Source organism: Bradyrhizobium sp. AUGA SZCCT0176 (genome assembly GCF_018130145.1).
GTDB lineage: Bacteria > Pseudomonadota > Alphaproteobacteria > Rhizobiales > Xanthobacteraceae > Bradyrhizobium.
In genome coordinates this window covers 587,312-606,606 of record NZ_JAFCMB010000002.1, presented here as the reverse complement: position 1 = coordinate 606,606, position 19,295 = coordinate 587,312, and the positions used below count along the sequence as shown (strand labels likewise).

14 protein-coding genes and 1 pseudogene are annotated in these 19,295 nt (G+C 63.6%); 10 read left to right on the top strand and 5 right to left on the bottom strand.

Translation table 11 applies throughout. The annotated features are described in order from the left end of the window. Positions 1-3: 3 nt before the first annotated feature. Complete coding sequence (locus JQ600_RS07835) at positions 4-1,878, bottom strand: adenine deaminase (RefSeq protein ID WP_212467594.1); 1,875 nt, start codon at positions 1,876-1,878, stop codon at positions 4-6. 15 nt (positions 1,879-1,893) lie between these two features. Continuing rightward, positions 1,894-2,562, bottom strand: a complete 669-nt coding sequence (locus JQ600_RS07830) for a TetR/AcrR family transcriptional regulator (protein ID WP_212390254.1) — start codon at positions 2,560-2,562, stop codon at positions 1,894-1,896. Positions 2,563-2,634: 72 nt separating this feature from the next. Between JQ600_RS07830 and JQ600_RS07825 the strand changes: the two are divergent. From JQ600_RS07825 to JQ600_RS07800, 6 genes and pseudogenes are all read left to right on the top strand, one after another. Then, a pseudogene (locus tag JQ600_RS07825) lies at positions 2,635-2,874 on the top strand (ABC transporter substrate-binding protein); the annotation flags it as partial. 150 nt (positions 2,875-3,024) lie between these two features. Then, complete coding sequence (locus JQ600_RS07820; protein ID WP_212267944.1) at positions 3,025-3,957, top strand: helix-turn-helix transcriptional regulator; 933 nt, start codon at positions 3,025-3,027, stop codon at positions 3,955-3,957. 207 nt (positions 3,958-4,164) lie between these two features. Further along, positions 4,165-6,480, top strand: coding sequence for a TonB-dependent siderophore receptor (locus JQ600_RS07815; RefSeq protein ID WP_249135733.1), 2,316 nt, complete (start codon positions 4,165-4,167; stop codon positions 6,478-6,480). Positions 6,481-6,486: 6 nt separating this feature from the next. Continuing rightward, the gene (locus JQ600_RS07810; protein ID WP_212390253.1) at positions 6,487-7,656 is read left to right on the top strand and encodes a PepSY domain-containing protein; all 1,170 of its coding nucleotides are present in this window, start codon (positions 6,487-6,489) and stop codon (positions 7,654-7,656) included. 4 nt (positions 7,657-7,660) lie between these two features. After that, a complete protein-coding gene (locus tag JQ600_RS07805) occupies positions 7,661-7,852 on the top strand; it encodes a hypothetical protein (protein WP_212390252.1) in 192 nt (63 codons plus the stop codon). Positions 7,853-8,042: 190 nt separating this feature from the next. Further along, a complete protein-coding gene (locus JQ600_RS07800) occupies positions 8,043-10,394 on the top strand; it encodes a mechanosensitive ion channel domain-containing protein (RefSeq protein ID WP_212390251.1) in 2,352 nt (783 codons plus the stop codon). Positions 10,395-10,413: 19 nt separating this feature from the next. Here JQ600_RS07800 and JQ600_RS07795 read toward each other — a convergent pair whose 3' ends face one another. Continuing rightward, positions 10,414-10,671, bottom strand: a complete 258-nt coding sequence (locus JQ600_RS07795) for a DUF3551 domain-containing protein (RefSeq protein WP_212390250.1) — start codon at positions 10,669-10,671, stop codon at positions 10,414-10,416. 57 nt (positions 10,672-10,728) lie between these two features. Continuing rightward, on the bottom strand, positions 10,729-11,451 hold the full coding sequence (locus tag JQ600_RS07790; protein WP_212390249.1) for a DNA-3-methyladenine glycosylase I: 723 nt from the start codon (positions 11,449-11,451) through the stop codon (positions 10,729-10,731). A 1,087-nt stretch (positions 11,452-12,538) separates the two neighbouring features. Between JQ600_RS07790 and JQ600_RS07785 the strand changes: the two genes are divergently transcribed. From JQ600_RS07785 to JQ600_RS07770, 4 genes are all read left to right on the top strand, one after another. Further along, positions 12,539-14,599, top strand: coding sequence for a DEAD/DEAH box helicase (locus JQ600_RS07785; RefSeq protein ID WP_212391788.1), 2,061 nt, complete (start codon positions 12,539-12,541; stop codon positions 14,597-14,599). Between the two features lie 140 nt (positions 14,600-14,739). Next, positions 14,740-15,450 carry an SDR family NAD(P)-dependent oxidoreductase gene (locus JQ600_RS07780; RefSeq protein WP_212391786.1) on the top strand — a complete coding sequence of 237 codons (711 nt, stop codon included), beginning with the start codon at positions 14,740-14,742 and terminating at the stop codon, positions 15,448-15,450. A gap of 68 nt (positions 15,451-15,518) precedes the next feature. Further along, the gene (locus tag JQ600_RS07775) at positions 15,519-16,880 is read left to right on the top strand and encodes an adenylosuccinate lyase family protein (RefSeq protein WP_212391784.1); all 1,362 of its coding nucleotides are present in this window, start codon (positions 15,519-15,521) and stop codon (positions 16,878-16,880) included. A gap of 54 nt (positions 16,881-16,934) precedes the next feature. Continuing rightward, positions 16,935-18,191 (top strand): aminopeptidase, encoded by a 1,257-nt coding sequence (locus JQ600_RS07770; protein ID WP_212391782.1) that lies wholly within the window; start codon positions 16,935-16,937, stop codon positions 18,189-18,191. 24 nt (positions 18,192-18,215) lie between these two features. Here JQ600_RS07770 and JQ600_RS07765 read toward each other — a convergent pair whose 3' ends face one another. Beyond that, on the bottom strand, positions 18,216-19,268 hold the full coding sequence (locus tag JQ600_RS07765; protein WP_212391780.1) for an amidohydrolase: 1,053 nt from the start codon (positions 19,266-19,268) through the stop codon (positions 18,216-18,218). Between the last annotated feature and the right edge of the window lie 27 nt (positions 19,269-19,295).

Genomic DNA, 19,295 nt, shown 5'->3' with positions numbered 1-19,295 from the left:
CCGTCACCAGACCACTGGATGCGGCTGGCCCGTCTGCACGTTGATGAAACCGAGCGGGGCCTGCTCGCATGGCGCGACCAGCACCCAACTCCACGGCGCGCAGGTCAGGGTCGCGAACATCAGCCGCTCCGGAAATCCCGGATACCAGCGCGGCCGGTAGGTCGGCTCGAACATCCAGTCCACCTTGCGGCCCTCGGCGTAGAGCGCCTGCATGTCGGCATCGAGCGCTTCGGCGGGACGGCAACTCATCAAACCGCCGACCTCGAACCGGACGGTGGCCGCGAGTTCCCCCTCGCGCACCAGAGCCCAGCCGCCCTGCAGTTCGACCAGCGCGTTGACCGCCTTGGCCATCGCGGCGTCCGAGGAGCCCACGACCCAAATGTTGTGCTTGTCGTGCGCCACCGAGCAGGCAACCGCCGTGTCCGGCGTGCGCGGTCCGCAACCGCGCCAGAACATTTTTGAGACGCGGCCATCGCCGGAAAAGCGGTCGACGATCGCGAATTTGGTGATCGCCTGACTCTCGTCCCGCTGTACGGCGCCGCCCTGCACCGGCAGTTCGAGGGTGTAGAAATCAGGATGCCAGTGGAACGGCCGGATAACGGCGGCCTTCATGGTGGCGCGGCCGGGCTCGGCGGCGAGCGCGAAATCCTGCGGCTCGATCGTGCGATTGATATTGACCGTCCTGGTCGCCCATTCCGGCCAATTGATCTCCGGAACCGGGCCGATGTAACGCTTGCCGTCCGACACCTGGGCGCCGTCGGCCCATACTTCGGCGATATCGAGCTTGCCGACATCCGACAACAGCACGACGTCGCCGAAGCGGCCGGGCGACAGGCTGCCGACATACGGGGTGAGGCGCATGTGGCGCGCCGGATTAATGGTGAGGCATTGGATCGCAATTTCCGGCGCTAGGCCGGCCTCGATGGCGAGACGTGCATTGTGATCGCTGGCGCCGGTTTCGAGCGTGTGGCTGGCGCTGCGGTCGTCCGTCGTGAACGCGATCTGCGACCAATCCTGCAGGCCCCGCGCGAGCAGCCACGCGACGATCTCGGCCATCGCGTAGACGCGCAATTCGATGAACAGGCCGCGCGTCAGCTTGTCCCAGGTTTCCTCCGGTGTCTGCACTTCATGGTCGGAGGCGAGCCCGGCCGCGGCAAAGGCGTTGATGGACGGTAGGTCCCGCAAGCCTGCCGCATGTCCTTCGACGACGCCGCGCGCCGCGAAGGTCGCCTCGATCATGCCCCAGATCCGCGCGTAGGACGGATTGTCCGGATTCCATACCGCGGGCCAGTCCATCACTTCATCGAGCCCGGTGACCATCAGGCTCTGGCCCATGAAATGCGCCTGCTCCTTGCCGCCGTACCAGCCGCCGCCCCACTCATAGGCGGTGGGCGGCACCGCCGATCCGGGCTGGGGAAAGATCTTCAGCGGCGACCCGCGCCGGCGCGCCTCGAACCAGAATTCGAGATTGCGCTCACCGTTGACGTTGGAAAACTCGTGGCTGGCTTCGCAGGTCCAGGTATTGCCGCGCGGCAGCACCAGCGCTGCCTCCCATTCCGGCGTCAGATGCGAGCTTTCGATGTGCTTGTGGACCTCGCCGAAGCCCGGAACGGCCGCCAGATTTGGCCGATGCACACGTTCGCGGACCTCACCGGGATAGCTGCCCGCCGGTCCGACCCAGGCGATGCGGCGGCCCTTGAAGACGATCTCCTGGTCCTCGCTCCAGCTCCGGCTGTGCACGTCGAGCAGGCGCCCGACCCGCAAGGCACGATCGGCCGGGCGGCGGCCGAGGGCCGTCAGCACCAGGTCCTGACGGATGCGAATCTCGTCGCTTGCATTGATCAGCAGATCGTCCGGGATCGCGTTCAGGGGTGCCATGGCTCTGTCCTGTTCCTACGCCGGTGGTTTTGCGGCCGCCGTCCGTTTTCGCTTTGATTGACTGTCCTTGTCGGAAGACAGTCGTGCGGCGGCCGCGTCCCGCCGGCGAACGTCCTTCAGCAGCGTGGTCAGTGCCCACTCGATCGCATCGGCGATCTCGGCGCTGGACATGCCGAAGTCCTCGCGCAGCGCGCTCCACGCCAGCACGTTGTTGAGATAGGTCGCGAGCGCCTCGGCTTGACGAGCCTCCTTCGGCTTCAGGTGCCGCGTCAAAGGCGCCATCGCCTTGCGGTGATGTTCGATCAGACGGCGTCGGAAGTCGGCCCGCATGGTGCGGCCGGCCCGGGTCAGGGCGATGGCGCGTGCCAGATGCGGATGCCGATCGAAACTCCGACACAGTTTGCGAAAGATGCCGGGCAGTTCGTCCGGCGAGGTGAAGGGAACGTAGCCGAATACATTGTTCTCGATCCATTCGCCGGCGGCGGCGAGAAGCTCCGCGCGGGTCTTGAAATGCCGGTAGATGGTGCGCTCGGCGACCTTGGCGCGCTTGGCGACATCAGCCATGGAAACGTCGTCGCCGGCTCCGTCCGCAAGGGACTCGACAAAGGCGGCAACGATGCGCCCGCGCGTCAGGGCGGCGTATTCGTCGCGCAATTCGGAGCTCTGTCGCTTTACTGTACTCATGTCATAACTATGACATCAGCGGATTTGGCGCGGCAAGGTCAGATTTTAGGCATTGACGCCGCGTAAGTGTGCGGCTGGTTCGGCTGGCCGGAAAACAACAAGGTGGAGGCGATGGGCGATGCCTTCGCGCGCACGTCCTCGCCCGAGGAGCTGAAGAAGATCGCGGCCGAGATCCAGACCGAAGTCTATGATCAGGTGATCGATATCCCGCTCGGGCAGTATCTCGTGACGGCTGCGTGGCGCAAATCGCTGTCCGGCGTCCTCGACGGCCCGGCGACGCCGGTGTTCTGGAATGTCGACAAGTCGGAGTGACGGACGCGCGCCGGCTGTGCGCGCGATCATCGCAAGCTGACTAAAACGATTCCATTTTCAAACGCTTCTAAACTGGACGCGCGCTATCGGCCTTGAGGGCGTTCTGCGCGGATTGCATAGTGTCGGCATGATCGTTTCTGAACCGCGTTGATGCCGCATATCTACGACCACATTTTCGAGCAGTTCCGCATCGTCGATCCCGATGACAATGACAGGTCGATCGTGGAAGATTTTGCCAGCCGCACGCAATGGCTGGAGACGCCGGGCTGCCTTTTCCAACGCAACAATATCGTGCTGGGCAGCCGGATTCGCACTGAAGGTGTCATCAAGGCAGGGCTTTTTGTCTCCGTGATACTCAAGGGGGCAGGGAGCGGCCGGGCGCGCAAGGGCGCCACCCGGATCAACTATTCGGATGCTTCAATCGTGGTCATGGCGCTCAGAGAGCCGACGTTGTGGGACGGCGATGCGCCCCGCGGCGCGCACATGCAGGCGGCCGGCGTCGCCTTTCCGATCTCGTCCCTGGAGCGGCTCGGAATGATGGATGAGTTCATCGGACTGTTCGACACCAGGGACCAAAACGTCTTCGTCGCTTCGCTGAAGGCGTCGCCCCGGATCAAGGCCATAGCCATGGAGATGCTTTCCCCGGTGGCCGACGGCCGGAACGCCGAGCTGCTGCTGTCGGCGCAAGCGACCGAGATGTTGGCCCGGGCCATGCTGGCCCTGCGCGGCAACGAGGGCGTCAGTCTGGTATCCGACCATAAGCGTTTGCGCCTGCAGGCGGTCAGGGAGCTGATCGAATCCGATCTGCGGCATCCCTGGACGATTGCCGAGCTGGCAAGGCACGCCGGTGTCAGCCGCCGCTCGTTCACCGCGCAATTTCATCGGGTCTATGGCGTCAGCGCCTCGGAATATCTTCGAACCAGCCGGCTGAAATCGGCGCGCGAAGCCTTGCTGCATCAGGGATTGTCGGTCACCGAGGCGGCCTATGCCGTGGGCTACGCCAACCCGGCGAATTTTTCCACGGCGTTCCGGCGGCATTTTGGCTACGTGCCGAGCAGCTGCCAGCGCGACGGACTGTCCTGACCTCATCGACATTCCCAAGGGGGAACCGGGCCGCCTGCGTGGCGGCCGGCGCCACCGTGCCGCACCGATGCGTGACCGGCGGAGTATTCCAACGTCGAACTTGGAGAGTGTCGACGCACGATCAAAGGTTTTTTGCGCATACGCAAAGGCATCCAAGAATCAAATCTGGTCTCTCGTGAACGGGGAATAGTGAACGGGGTGAGACTGATGCGTGATTCTGTACAGCCGTCGGCGTGGGGCGCGGCGTCGAAGGCGTTGTTCTGCGTAACCGTATTCGGGTTGAGCATGCAGATCGGGGAGGTTCACGCGCAGTCCGGCCAAACCTTGCCACCCGTCACCGTCGATGCCCCGAAGCCGCAAGCGGCGCGTCCGGCACAGCCTTCCCGCCGCGCGGCGCGGTCGCAGACGGCGACGCGGCGCGTTGCGGTTCCCGCCCAGCAGCAACCGGTGCAACAGGGTGCTCGCGGCGGCGCCGGCGAACGCGCCACCGGACCCGTGGTCGGCTATCTCGCCAATCAAAGCGCCAGCGGCACCAAGACCGACACGCCTATTCTGACCACGCCGCAGTCGATTTCGGTCGTCACCAAGGATCAAATCGCGGCACAAGGCGCCCAGAACATTGTCCAGGCGCTGCGTTACACGCCAGGTGTCTCGCTCGATACGTATGGCGCCACGACCTTCTTCGACGCCATGAAGCTCCGTGGTTTTGACGTGCCACGCTATCTTGATGGTCTGCGGCTGCCGATCGATCAGGGAACGCAGTTCGCCAACCCGAAGATCGAGACATACGGCCTCGAGCGGCTGGAAGTGCTGCGCGGGCCGTCGTCGGGCCTTTACGGCCAGACTGATCCCGGTGGTCTGATCAACATGATCAGCAAGCGCCCGACCGCGACGCCGCAGCATGAGATCGTCGGCACCTTCGGTTCGTTCGATCAGTTCCAGGGCGCGTTCGACACCTCGGGGCCGATCGACAAGAACGGCGAATTTCTCTACCGCCTCGTCGGTCTGGGGCGAAGCACCGGCAATCAGCAAGACTTCGTGCACGAGAACAAGGCGTTCATCGCGCCCAGCCTGACCTGGCGGCCGACCAACGACACGTCGTTCACATTCCTCTCGCACTATTCGAACATCCAGAACAAGGGATGGCAGCAATATGTGCCGGGCGACGCGGCGGGGCTGGCGCCCAATCCGTTTGGCCGCATTCCCTATAGCCGCTACATCGGCGAGCCCAGCGCCGACCGTTTCACGCTGGAACAGTTTTCGGTTGGCTACGCCTTCGAGCATCGCTTCGACAACAATCTGCAATTCCGCTCGAATTTTCGCTACTTCGACGTGTCGCAGGATCTGGCCGGCGTCCGTTCCGAAGGCCTGCTTCCCGATTCCAGAACCGTGCTGCGCTCGTTCAACTACTTGAACTCCGCCGCGCAGAACGTGGCGCTGGACAATCACGTCCAGGCCGATTTCGCCACCGGTCCGCTGCTTCACAAGGTGCTCGTCGGGTTCGACTATAACCGCCAGGCCTCGACCTCGGACTACAAGTTCGCGATGATCAACTCGATCGACGTATTCGCGCCGGTCTATGGCGCGCCGATTCCGGCGGCGAATACTCTGCCGTCCTTCATCAAATCCGCGACGACGTTGAACCAGGCCGGCCTGTACCTGCAGGATCAGGTCAAGCTCGACCGCTGGACGTTGACGATGACGGGACGGCAGGACTGGGCGCAGGCGGAAACCGTCAGCACGGGTTTCTTCCCGGCGCCGGGCACCTATCTTCAAAATGACCGGGCCTCGACCGGGCGCGTCGGCCTGAACTATCTGTTCGACATCGGCCTGTCGCCCTACGCCAATTATTCGACCTCGTTCGTGCCGATCTCGGGCACCGACCAGTTCGGCAGCCCGTTCAAGCCGACGACCGGCGAGGGCGCCGAGATCGGCGTCAAGTTCAAGCCGGTCGGCTCCAACCTGATGCTCACGGCCGCGGTATTCGAGGTGACCCAGCAGAATGTGCTGACGAGGGATCCGGGCAATATCAACTTCAGTGTCCAGACCGGCGAAGCCCGCGTGCGCGGCATTGAATTCGAGGTGCGCGGCAACGTGACGAGGGAACTGGAGCTCGTCGGAGGCTACAACATCTACGATCCGCGGGTGACCAAGAGCAACGACGGCTTTGTCGGCAATTATCTCGTCAATACCGCGCTCCGGCAGGCGTCGCTGTGGGCGAAATATACCTGGTACGACGGCCCGCTGGCCGGGCTCGGCATCGGCGGTGGTGCCCGCTATGTCGGCGCAAGCTATGGCGATGCCGCCAACACGCTCTTTATCCCGGACTACACCCTGTACGACGCCGCCATCAGCTACGACTTCCAGTATCTGCGGCGCGACCTGAAGGGATGGAGCGCGCAGGTCAACGCGACCAATCTCACCAACAAATATTATGTCTCATCCTGCCTGACGGCGATGCCCTATTGCGGCCTCGGTGCGGCGCGTACGGTGCTGGGTACGTTGAAATACGCCTGGAACTAGCTGATCATGACGCCAGCGACACGATCTCTTCGCAGATGGGGCGCCGTCCATAAATGGACGAGCCTCATCTGCACGATTTTCATGCTGCTGCTGTGCATCACCGGCCTGCCGCTGATCTTTCACGAGGAAATCGACGAGCTCCTGCACAGCCAGGTGAAGGCGGCGGATGTGACTCCCGGCACGCCTTTCGCCGATCTGGACAAGCTGTTGGCCAACGCATTGGCGAATGCGCCGAAGAATATGCCGGTGCCGCATTTCCTGATCTGGGACCGCGACGATCCCAACGCGATGTTCGTCAGCGTCGGCGAGTCCCTCACGTCAGACCCGACCAACAACCGCTTCGTCCGGATGGATTCGCATACCGGCGCCTATCTCGATTCGCCCGATGTCACCGGGCGCTTCACCTACATCATGCTGAAGCTGCACACCGACATGTTTGCGGGTCTGCCGGGCAAGCTGTTCCTTGGCCTGATGGGGATCCTGTTCTGCGTCGCGATCATATCGGGCATCGTGGTCTACGCGCCGTCGATGCGGAAGCTGGACTTCGGCACCTACCGCAGCCAGCGTCCGCGCATCGTGCGCTGGCTCGACATCCATAATCTGGCGGGCATTCTGCTTGTGATGTGGACGCTGGTGGTCGGCTTCACCGGCGTGATCAACACCTGGGCCGACCTTGTCCTGAAGATGTGGCAATACGGCCAGCTCGCCGAGATGACATCGCAATACCGCGATCGCGCGCCGCCCACCAGGCTGACCTCGCTGCAATCCGCCGTCACCGTCGCGACGGACACGGTGCCGGGCATGACGCCGAGTTTTGTGTCTTTCCCCGGAACGATTCTCAGCAGCAAGAGCCACTATGCCGTCTTCCTGAAGGGCGACACGCCGGTGACCTCGCGCCTGCTCAAGCCGGCCTTGATCGATGCGGAAACCGGCAAGCTGACCGACAGCCGCGACATGCCCTGGTATGTCACGACCCTGTTCATTTCGCAGCCGCTGCATTTTGGCGACTATGGCGGCATGCCGCTGAAGATTCTCTGGGCGCTGCTCGACGTGCTGACGATCATGGTGTTGGGAACCGGAGTCTATCTCTGGCTGCGCCGGCGCAAGACCGGCGTCAGCGTCGATCGCGCCATCGCGCAGGGGTCCGCCATCGATACGCCCTTGCTGTCCCGGTGATCGCTTGAGAAATCATCGCAACCTGCGGCAAATCTTTGCGCTGCCGATCCTGATCGGCATCCTCTCCACCGTGGGCCTCGTCGCGGCCCTCGTCGGTGACGGCTGGTGGGACGGCCTGTCCTGGAGCTCGCTGTCCCTGCCGGTGTTGCTGTATTTTTTCTTCACCATCCGCAGACAGGCGACGTCGCGCGATTAATTGCTGCGACATTTGTGTGACGCCGCACCTGCCAGGAAATCTGCCTAAGACAAATTGCCAAGAGAAAGTCGTCTCCATGGCAAACTTCCGACACATGATGGCGGCGAAAAGGGGCTCTCCGACATGACGCTGGCGCGGCGGCAAACCCGGTTCCGGTTTTGCCGTCGTGCGCATTTTAGAAGGGGCCTCGATGTCGCACAAATTTCTGCCCTCGCTCCTGCTCGCTTGTGCGCTGTTTGCTTGCCCCGCGGCGCTTGCCCAATCCAATACCGCGCCGACCGCCACCGCCCCGGCAACCAACAACGCCAGCGCGCTGACGCCTGATCAGGCGAAGCGGGCGCTGGAGACGTTGCAGGACGACAAGAAGCGCGCACAGATGATCGACACGCTGCGTGCGATTGCGGGGGCGTCTTCATCGCCGCAGGCCGCCGAGCCCGCGCCCGAAGCGAAGCCGGCCATCCCGCTCACCGCTGATAGTCTTGGCGCGCAATTGCTGTTGACGGTCTCCGAACAGGTCGGCGAGATATCGCGCGAAGTCACCTATCTGGTGCGGTCGGTGACGCATTTTCCGGCGTTCTATTATTGGTTCCTGCGAACCGTCAACGATCCCGCGGCTTACGGCCAGATATTCGACATCGCGTGGAAACTGGCGCTGGTGTTCGGCTGCGCTTTCGCCGCCGAATGGCTGGTGTTCCGCCTGATCAAGCGGCCGGTGGCGCTGTTGGAAGCGCGGCTGCCGCAAACCGCGCGCGCGCCGGCGCAGACGCTGGCAATGGTCGATCCGCCATCCTCCGCGGCTGACGTCACCGTGGAGCCGGCGTTGCACCGGCGGCGTCTCAGCCTGGCGCGGGCCTGGCAGTCGCTGATCCGGTTGCCGTTCGTGCTCGGACGGCTCGCGCTCGAACTGCTGCCGGTATTGGTCTTCGTCGGCGTTTCCACCATGCTGCTGAGCACCGAGATCGGCGATCGTCCGACGGTGCGGCTTGCGATCCAGGCGGTCGTCAATGGCTATGCGCTGTCGCGCGCGCTGATCTGTGCTGCGCGGGCGCTGGCCGGGCCGTACGGCCTGTTTCGGGTCCGCGCCGAGACCGCGGCCTATGTCGAGATCTGGGTCCGGCGCATCGTCGCGGTCGGCGTGTCCGGCATCGCCTTTGCAAACGTGGCGCTGCTGCTCGGGCTGAGCCGCGGCGGCTATGCCGCGCTGCTGCGCCTCGTGATGCTGGTCGTGCATCTCTTTATCGTCGTCATCATCCTGCAATGCCGCCGCCCGATCGCCGACGCCATTCGCGCGCCGCACGGTCGCACGGGCGCGACCGCCCAGATACGCAACCGCATTGCCGGTGTGTGGCACTATCCCGCAATCGCGCTCGACCTCGCGCTCTGGACGGTGTGGGCGCTGCACATCCGCAACGGCTATTCGCTGCTGTTGCAATATTTTGTCGGCGGCAGCGCCGTCATCCTGATTGCACGGCTCGCGATCATCGTGGTGCTGAGCCTGATCGACCGCGGCTTCCGCATTCGCCCCGAGATATCGCAGCGCTTCCCGGGTCTGGAGACCCGCGCCAATCGCTATCTGCCGCTGCTGCGCAAGATCGTCGCTTCGGTCATCGGCTTCATGGGCTTCGTCGCATTGCTCGAGGTATGGGGCATCGACGCCATCGTGTGGTTCTACGGCGGTCAAATCGGCAGCCGGCTGCTGTCGGCGGTGGTGACGATCGGCATCGCCGCGCTCGCGGCCGCCGCGATCTGGGAGATCAGCAACGCGCTGATGGATCGTCAGGTCAATGCGCTGTCGCGCGAGGGGCATTACGCGCGCGCGGCGCGGCTGCGCACGTTCCAGCCGATGCTGCGAACGGCGCTGCTGTGCCTGATCGTGACCGTGGTCGGTCTGACCACGCTCAGCGAAATCGGCGTCAACGTCGCGCCGCTGCTGGCCGGTGCCGGCATCGTCGGCATCGCCATCGGCTTCGGTTCGCAGAAGCTGGTGCAGGACCTCATCACCGGGCTGTTTCTTCTCCTGGAAAACACCGTCCAGGTCGGCGACAACGTCACGGTGTCCGGGCTATCAGGGACGGTCGAGAATGTCTCGATCCGCACCATTCGCTTACGGGCCGGCGACGGTTCGGTGCACATCGTTCCTTTCAGCGCGGTGACGACGCTCACCAATTCAAGCCGCGGTGCCGGCAATGCATCCGTCAGCGTCAATGTTTCCTACAAGGAAGACACCGACCGCGCCGGACAGATCCTCAAGGACATCGTCGCCGAAATGCGCCGCGAGGACGCCTACCGCCACGCCATCCGCGGCGATCTCGAATTGTGGGGCATCGACAAGGTCGACGGTTCGATGGTCTCGATCGTCGGCCAGATCCGCTGCACCGACAGCGGCCGCTGGCCGGTCCAGCGCGAGTTCAACCGGCGCATGAAGCAGAAATTCCAGGACGGCGGAATCGAAATCGCCTCCACAGGACAAACCATCCTGATGCAGATCCCGCAGCCTTCCGAGGTGATGCCGGAGCAGATGCCGCGGCGCGCGGCGGGTTGATGGCGGCGATGAGGCCGTACTAATACGCCCCGCGCGGTCGCCGTCCCGCAGTCGCCCTTGCACCACCATAATATGGATTGGTGATGCATTGGGCCGCGCGCCCCGATGCCGTCGCGGCGCACTGCGCCATCGAGGTAAAACGGCATATGATGGCGCTGCCATTGTGGCTGTAGGTCTGGATGCAGATCGGGTAGGCCGGATCATAGGTCTGCGCGAGAGCCGGCGCTGCGGTCAAAAGTGCTGCGACGATTACGACAGTCAAAGCCGGAATGCGCACGGGTGGGTTCCTCCCTGCGCGCGGTTTCTCGACCGAGGGAGGCCCGACACGAGGCCCTCATTCCTCGCCACCCAAAAACCGCGCCAGCGTCTCGTTACGGTAGTTCTCCCCGGCCGACATCGCACAGATGCGTGAGAGCTGCACGTAAGGCAGGCCGGTTTCCTCGGCCCATTCGTTGAACTGCGCCTGCACCTTGGCAAGGTCGCGCTTCGAGGTCACGGTCTCCGCGATATCGAGACCGGCATCGCGCAGGCACGCCACCATGTCCTTTGACGTGACGAAGCCGTCGAAGCCGAGAAAGCGCAGCATCATCTGGCCGGTGTTGCCGCCGAGCCGGCTGCCGCGCTTGGCGAGCAGGTCGAGTAGTCCGATCTGGTCGGAGGAGGGCCAGTTCACGAGAAACTTGCCGAAGCTGCCGTGCTCCTTGGCGATCTCGCGCACGAAACTCGCATTTGATCGCACCGACATGATCTTGGCGCCGTTGCGCACGATGCGCGTGTCCTTCATCAGCGCGTCCCAGAATTCATCCGCCTGCAGCGTCAGCGGCCCGGGCTTGAAGCCGAGGAACGCCTTTTCGAAGCCCGGCCATTTGTTCTCGATCACGCTCCAGGCAAAGCCGGCCGAAAACACCCGCTTGGTCATCTCGGCGAGAATGCGATCGTCGCCAAGTTTGGCGAGCGCCTTCGCCTCGGGCTTCGGCGGCAACAGCTTCTGCAGCGCCTTCGGCCCACCCTTGCGCTTCTCGGCGCGCGCGCGGATGGTCTTGAACGGAATGGTCATGTGAAAATCCTATCGTGGAACGAGCCAACGCTCCACCCGTCCGACGGGTCAACTCAGCCAAGTTCTGTCATTGCGAGCGAAGCGAAGCAATCCATGGCACGGCATAGCGACTGTGGATTGCTTCGTCGCTTACGCTCTCTTGCGCAAACGCGTTTGCGTTTGTCGCAGGCAATGACGTTGGACTGCGACAAAACAACCCGTCGGGCAAATCAGTTCGTATTTACAGAAATCGTGTCAAGCCCCAAAATAAAAAATATTTCTGTTTTACAGAATGGCAAATCAGGTGCATATCTTTGCCCATCCCGTCCCACTCAGAGGGCGTCGGCCGTCGTCACGGACGTTGGGCGGGTTGCGGTGGACGCCGGTTTACGCCTCGACGACGGCGTGGATAAGCGTACGGCAAAACCGTGTGGTCCTGGCGCCCGTTGCTGGCGTCAAGCCGTCGGCTAAGCGTGAGCTGAACCGGCGGTGACGGAGTCAACCAAGAACTCGTCTCCGGGGAGATCACGGCATAAACCGTAAAGCCATTGCGCAGGGAAGGCCGGGTGTTCACCGCTGCCCTGTATGCTCGCGTGCACATTTTTTTGTGCAAACCGCACGCGAGACCGCGGGTGCAGCGCGCACCCGGTCTTCCCTGCGCCCTCTTAATTCCGGGGGCAAGGTTTTCTGACAAAGCTCGGGCGCTGTGCGTCGCGAGATCGCGAAACTGCGTTTGGATGACGGTGCAGTTACAAACACCGCCGTCGTCCCGGCCTTGAGCCGGGACCCATAACCACAGGGAGCAGTTTTGCGAAAGGTGTTTGATACCGCGGCCTCTTCGAGAGATCACGCGGTATGGGTCCCGGCCTGCGCCGGGACGACGGGATATCGTTGCAATATCAACACCATAGCCCGCCGTTAACGACGCAATGCAGCCCCCACCAACATTCCATGGCGCTTTGGCTGCGAATGGCCTAAAGGGTGCCTATCTCATTCAAATCGTTCGGGTCATCGGACCCGCGCATCCTCCAGCCGGCAGCCTCAATCGTATGGTTCGAGGCTTTATTCGGCTTTCCGGCGCAGCTGCGCCCATTAAGGTTCTGATCCCGTGACATCCCTGACCACAAGTCCGCCGCTCGCCCGAGCCCTGGCCGAGCGCAATTTCGATTCCCTGACGCCGGTGCAGACCGCCGTGCTGGCAAATGACGCCGCCGGCCGCGACTTGCTGGTGTCGGCGCAGACCGGCTCCGGCAAGACCGTCGCCTATGGCCTCGCGATATCAGCCGAACTGCTCGGCGATGCCGAGCGGTTCGAGCGGGCTGGCGCACCGCTTGCCCTGATCGTCGCACCGACGCGTGAACTTGCCTTACAGGTCCATCGCGAACTCGCCTGGCTCTATCAATATGCCGATGCGCGCGTGGTTTCCTGCGTCGGCGGCATGGATCCGCGCCGTGAACAGCGTGAGCTCGCGGCCGGCGCCCACATCGTGGTCGGCACCCCGGGGCGGCTGTGCGATCATTTGAGGCGCAACCGGCTCGACATTTCCGAATTGAAGGCTGTCGTGCTCGACGAGGCCGACGAAATGCTCGATCTCGGATTTCGCGAGGATATGGAGTTCATCCTCGAGACCACGCCGGAGACCCGCCGCACCCTGCTGTTCTCGGCAACCCTGCCGCGCGTCATCATCGCCCTGGCCAAGGAATATCAGCAGGAAGCTTTCCGTATCGAGGTTGGTGGCGACGAAGGCGGCCACGCCGACATCGATTACCGCGCCATCCGGATTGCGCCCGGCGATGTCGACCATGCGGTGGTCAATACCTTGCGCTTCTTCGAATCGCCGAGCGCGCTGGTGTTCTGCAATACGCGCGAAGCGGTGCGGCATCTGCAGGCAACATTGTCGGAGCGCGGCTTCTCGGTCGTGGCGCTATCAGGCGAATTGACCCAGAATGAGCGCACCCACGCGCTGCAGGCATTGCGCGACGGACGCGCCCGCGTTTGCGTCGCGACCGACGTCGCCGCCCGCGGCATCGATCTGCCGAACCTCGATCTTGTCATCCACGCCGATATTCCGAACGATCCCGAAGTCATGCAGCATCGCTCCGGCCGCACCGGCCGCGCGGGGCGCAAGGGTGTCAGCGTCCTGCTGGTGCCGCCGGCGCGCAAGCGGCGCGCGGAAGTGCTGCTGAACCTGGCCGGCATCGATGCGATCTGGGGCACGGCGCCGCAGGCCGATGAAATCCGCAAGCTCGATCAGGAGCGCATGCTGAAGGATGCGCTGTTCGCCGAAGAGACCACATCAGAAGATCTGATGCTGGCGCAGGCGCTGCTCGCCGAGCGCTCGGCCGAGGATATCGCCGCGGCACTGGCGCGGCTCTATCGCTCACGGCTGCCCTCGCCCGAAGACATCATCGATCCCGGCGAACATCGCGCCCGGGGCCGCGAGGATCGCGGCCGCGAAAGAGATCGGGATAGTCGTGCGCCGCGCGGTGACGATCGCAACGCCAGTCCACGATCGAAGTCGAAAAAGCCGTCGGCGCGCCACGTCATGGGCGAGAACAGTGTCTGGTTCCGCGCCTCGATCGGCAGCCGCAAGAATGCCGAGGCGCGCTGGCTGTTGCCGATGATCTGCCGCCGCGGCGGCATCGACAAGACCGACATCGGCGCCATCCGCGTCATGGACACGACGACCGAGTTCGAGATTTCCGCGCGTGCCGCCGACAAATTTGTCGGCAACCTCCGCCGTCCCGACAAGGAAGACAATATTCGCATCGAGCCGCTGCCCGAGGGCCCGCAGGGCGAGCCCGCGGCCGAGAAGCGTCCGCCTGCGCGCGAGCGTGAGGAGAGGGCACCGAGGCCGCATGGCAAGCCGTGGCAGGACAAGCCGCGGGAAGCAAAGCCTTGGGACAAGCCTCGCGATGACAAGCCTCGCGACGAAAAACCCCGTGATGAAAAGCCCTGGAACAACAAGCCGCCCGGCGGCAAATCCCGCGACAGCAAGTCGTATGACGACAAGCCTCGCAGCGAAAAGGCGCCTGGATTCGACAAGGAAAGGCGTTACGACAAAAAGCGGCCGTTCCGGGAGAAGCCCGCTTACGCCGCCAAGCCGAAACATGACGGCGCTGCGAAGCCCGCATTCGGGAAGAAGAAAAAGAAGAAATTCCGCGACTGAGGCGGCGCCGGCAACCGGCCGGCGTGATTCACCCGACGCTCATATCCTCGTGAACAGCGGAAAGCGGAAGCTCCTTCGATTGAATTGATGACGGTCGTCATATAAAAATGGCTGATGGACATCGAACGCAGGAGAGATGGATGGGAACGGCAATTGTCATCGGTGTCGGGCCTGATCAGGGCCTCGGCGCACAACTCTGCAAGCGCTTTGCCACTGAGGGCCTCAACGTTCTGGTTGCCGGCCGCACCAAGGCGGCGCTCGACGCCGTCGTTTCCGACATCGTCGCAGCCGGCGGGCGCGCGACCGCTGTTGTCGCCGACGCCACCAGCGAGGCCGATACCATCGCGTTGTTCGACAAGGCCGGCGCCGATCTTGAGCTTGCGATCTACAACGCCGGCAATAACACGGCCGGCAAGATCATCGACATGACCGCCGATTACTTCGAGCAAAGCTGGCGCGTGGTGTGCTTCGGCGGCTTCCTGTTCGGCCGCGAGGCGGTCCGCCGCATGGTGCCGAAGGGCGCGGGCACATTGCTGTTCACCGGCGCGAGCGCCTCGTTGCGGGGCCGCTCGGGCTACGGCGCCTTCAATTCGTCGAAGGCGGGCTTGCGCACCCTGGCGCAGGCGATGGCCAAGGAATATGCCGGCGACGGCATTCATGTCGGACATGTCGTGGTTGATGGCGCGATCGGCGGCGAAAAGATCAAGACGCGTTTCCCGGAGGCCGCCAGCCGCGAGGAGCGCCTGATCAGCATCGAGGGCATCGTTGACGGCTTTGTGTTCCTGCACAAACAGCCGCCGCGCGCATGGTCGTTCGAGCTCGATGTCCGGACCATGCACGAGAAATGGTGATCGGCTTTCCCAACCGGCAATGATTGTGGCATGAGTCATTCCAGCGAATTGCCCTTCAGGAAACGACGATGCCCGCCTTTCCGACCTCGACCACCGTCCTTGACTCCATCCTGTTCCGCGACGCCTTCGGCACGCCGGCGATGCGCGAGGTGTTCTCGGATTTCAGCCTGATCTCGCGCTACGCCGAAGTCGAGATCGCGCTGGCCAAGGCCGAGGCGCGCTGCGGCGTGATCCCGGCGCAAGCCGCCGAGGAAATCGCAAAACGGACGGACGTCTCGGCGCTCGATTTCGACCTGCTGCGCAGCGAGACCGACATCGTCGGTTATCCGATCCTGCCGCTGGTGCACCAGATGGTGAAACAATGCGGCGACGCCGGCCGCTACGTGCATTGGGGCGCGACCACGCAGGACATCATGGACACCGCGGTGGTCCTGCAGGTCCGCGCCGGGCTTGAGATCATCGAGGCTGACATCGCCGCCCTCCGCGGCATCCTCGCCGATCTCTCCAAGCGCTATCGCGATACGCCGATGGCGGGGCGCACCCATCTGCAGCAGGCGCTGCCGGTGACGTTCGGCTACAAGACCGCGATCTATCTGGCGATGTTCGATCGCCACGCCGAGCGCCTCGCGCAATTGAAGCCGCGCGTCCTTGTCGGCCAGTTCGCAGGCGCCGCCGGCACGCTGGCCTCGCTCGGCGACAAGGGGTTCGAGGTTCAAAAGGCGCTGTGCGAGGAACTCGGGCTCGGTGTGCCCGTCTCGACCTGGCATGTCGCACGCGACGGCCTTGCGGAAGTGATCAATTTCTTCGGCCTCGTCACCGGCTCGCTCGGCAAGATCGCGCTCGACATCATGATCATGGCCTCGACCGAATTTGCCGAACTCTACGAGCCGTTCGTGAAGGGCCGCGGCGCGTCCTCGACCATGCCGCAGAAACGCAACCCGATTTCATCCGAACTGATGCTGGCGGCGTGCAAGGGCGTGCGCCAGCACGCCGGTCTGATGCTGGACGCGATGGTGCAGGACTTTGAGCGCGCCACCGGGCCATGGCATGCCGAATGGATGGCGATCCCGGAAAGTTTTGTCCTCACCGCGGGCGCGCTGCATCAGGCCAAATTCGCGTTGGGCGGCCTGATCGTGGACGAGAAGAAGATGGCGGAAAATCTCGATATCAGCCGCGGGTTGATCGTCGCCGAAGCCGTGATGATGGGCCTGGCGCCCGACATCGGCCGGCAGGAGGCACACGACGTCGTCTATGACGCCTGCCGTGTCGCCAATGAAAAAGGCATGACGCTGGCGGATGCGCTGTCCGCGGACCCGCGGGTTTCCTCGCGCATCGACCGCGCAACCATCGACCGCCTGACCTCGCCGAAGAATTACCTCGGTCTCGCGCCCGAGATGGTCGACCGCGTATTGGCGTCGTCGAAGCGTTGAAGGAACCGGCCGGTTCGCCTATCTCTGTAGCAACGATTGATTTGAGGGCCCGTCATGACCGCACACGAACGTAATTTTTCGACGCCGATCGATCCCGTGAAACTCGACCGCCTTGCCGAGGTCGCCGTGAAGGTCGGCCTGCAGTTGCAGCCGGGCCAGGACCTGCTTTTGACCGCGCCGTCGGTGGCGCTGCCGCTGGTTCGAAAAATCGCCGAGCATGCCTACAAGGCCGGTGCGGGCCTGGTGACGCCGTTCCTGTCGGACGAAGAGATCACGCTGTCGCGCTATCGCTACGGCCACAATGACGGGTTCGATCGCGCCGCCGGCTGGCTCTACGAGGGCATGGCGAAGGCGTTCGGCAATAACACCGCTCGGCTGGCGATCGTCGGCGACAATCCGATGCTGCTGTCGGGTGAGGATCCGACCAAGGTGGCGCGCGCCAGCAAGGCCAATTCGATGGCCTATCAGCCGGCGTTGGAAAAGATCGTCAATTTCGAAACCAACTGGAACATCATCGCCTATCCGAGCCCGGCATGGGCGAAGCAGGTATTTCCCGACGTTGCAGAAGATGTCGCGGTAGCAAAACTGGCGGACGCGATCTTCGCGGCCTCGCGCGTCGATCAGGACGGCGCGGTTGCGGCGTGGGAAAAACACAACGCGGTGCTGCGCGAGCGCACGCAATGGCTGAACGGTCAGCGCTTCCACGCGCTGAAATATTCGGGACCGGGCACTGATCTTACGATCGGTCTCGCCGACGGCCACGAATGGGAAGGCGGCGCCTCGATGGCCAAGAACGGCATCACCTGCAATGCCAATATCCCGACCGAAGAAGTCTTCACTACGCCGCATTGCCGGCGCGTGAGCGGGCATGTCGTCAGTTCCAAGCCGCTGTCCTATCAGGGCACCCTGATCGACAACATCGCGGTGCGGTTCGAGGAAGGCCGCATCGTCGAGGCCAAGGCTTCGCGCGGCGAGGAAGTACTGAAGAAAGTCCTCGACACCGATGAGGGCGCCGCGCGCCTCGGTGAAGTGGCGCTGGTGCCGCATTCCTCGCCGATCTCGAAAAGCGGATTGCTGTTCTTCAACACGCTGTTCGACGAGAACGCCGCCTCGCACATCGCGCTCGGCCAATGCTACTCGAAATGCTTCATCGACGGCGGCAAGCTGACGCCACAGCAGATCGCAGCACAGGGCGGCAACAAGAGCCTGATCCATATCGACTGGATGATCGGCTCGGCCGAGACCGACATCGACGGCATTCATGCCGACGGAAGCAGTGTCCCGGTATTCCGTAAGGGAGAATGGGCGTGAGCGGGAGCTCACGCCGGCCGTCAGCTAGGCGAGCTTCAATTTGTAAAAGTCCGTCGCCGTCTTCGAGAACATCGCCGTCTTCTCGGCCTCGCTGTATTGCGCGGCGAGCCGCTTGAAGGCGTTGAAGATCGCCTGGTAGCTGCACTGGCCCTTGTCGGGCGGAAAATTGCTCTCGAACATGCAGCGGCTGGGTCCAAAGGACTCGATGCACGTCTCTATATAAGGGCGCCACGCAGCGGCGGCCTGTTCCGAGGTCGGCGGCTTCGGCCGCAGATGGAAGTCATAGCCGAGCAGGCTCATCGCGAGCCCGCCGAGCTTGACCACGACATTGGGACATTTGGCGATCTCCTGGATCGAGGTCTTCCACACCGGAAAGATCTCCTCGCGCCGGCCCGCATAGCTGCCGATTCCGATCGGGCCGCCGCAATGGTCGAGCACGATCCTGGTGTCCGGGAAGGCGCGGGCAAGATCGGTGAGTTCGCCGATCTGCGGATGAAACAGCCAGCCTTCGAAACTGAGGTCGAGCGGCGCGAGACAGGCGAACCCCTTGCGGAAGGTTGCGTCGAGCAGCAGGCCCTGCGGCCGCGTCGCATACATCCCGGCGACATTGGGATCGGCATCCCACGCCGCGGAATGCCTGATGCCGCGGAAGCGGCCGTTGCCGGCGACGATCTCCGCCTCCAGCACCGGCCTAGCGTCCTCGCCGAGCAGCAGATTGACGTGGCTGACGATGCCGGCGCAGATTGCAGCCTTGCCGTAGCCGCCGCTTGCGGCCATCGCGGCGACGCCGTTAGCGAATTCTACCTCGCCGACCGGGCGGAACGCCTCGGGCCCGTGCGCGCGGTACATCGAGCGGCAATCGACATAGACGGTCGCGATGATGTTGTGGCCGGAGGCGATGTCGGCCGCCATCTCCTCGATCATGTAGCGCTGCCCGCCGCGGTCCCACAAATGATGATGCGGGTCGACGATCGGGCGGTCGGGGTCGATGATTTCCTCGGTGTGCTGCGCCAGCCAGTCTTCGCGCGGATCGGCATAGAGCCCGCTCTTCGAGGCGGGTGCAGTGCTGACGGCCATCGATGGTCACTCCCTGATTATTGTTAT

Bases quoted from the DNA above. Each gene is read 5' to 3' on its own strand.
- JQ600_RS07835 (WP_212467594.1), bottom strand. From the start codon at position 1,878: ATGGCACCCCTGAACGCGATCCCGGACGATCTGCTGATCAATGCAAGC.
- JQ600_RS07830 (WP_212390254.1), bottom strand. From the start codon at position 2,562: ATGAGTACAGTAAAGCGACAGAGCTCCGAATTGCGCGACGAATACGCC.
- JQ600_RS07820 (WP_212267944.1), top strand. From the start codon at position 3,025: ATGCCGCATATCTACGACCACATTTTCGAGCAGTTCCGCATCGTCGAT.
- JQ600_RS07815 (WP_249135733.1), top strand. From the start codon at position 4,165: ATGCGTGATTCTGTACAGCCGTCGGCGTGGGGCGCGGCGTCGAAGGCG.
- JQ600_RS07810 (WP_212390253.1), top strand. From the start codon at position 6,487: ATGACGCCAGCGACACGATCTCTTCGCAGATGGGGCGCCGTCCATAAA.
- JQ600_RS07800 (WP_212390251.1), top strand. From the start codon at position 8,043: ATGTCGCACAAATTTCTGCCCTCGCTCCTGCTCGCTTGTGCGCTGTTT.
- JQ600_RS07790 (WP_212390249.1), bottom strand. From the start codon at position 11,451: ATGACCATTCCGTTCAAGACCATCCGCGCGCGCGCCGAGAAGCGCAAG.
- JQ600_RS07780 (WP_212391786.1), top strand. From the start codon at position 14,740: ATGGGAACGGCAATTGTCATCGGTGTCGGGCCTGATCAGGGCCTCGGC.
- JQ600_RS07775 (WP_212391784.1), top strand. From the start codon at position 15,519: ATGCCCGCCTTTCCGACCTCGACCACCGTCCTTGACTCCATCCTGTTC.
- JQ600_RS07770 (WP_212391782.1), top strand. From the start codon at position 16,935: ATGACCGCACACGAACGTAATTTTTCGACGCCGATCGATCCCGTGAAA.
- JQ600_RS07765 (WP_212391780.1), bottom strand. From the start codon at position 19,268: ATGGCCGTCAGCACTGCACCCGCCTCGAAGAGCGGGCTCTATGCCGAT.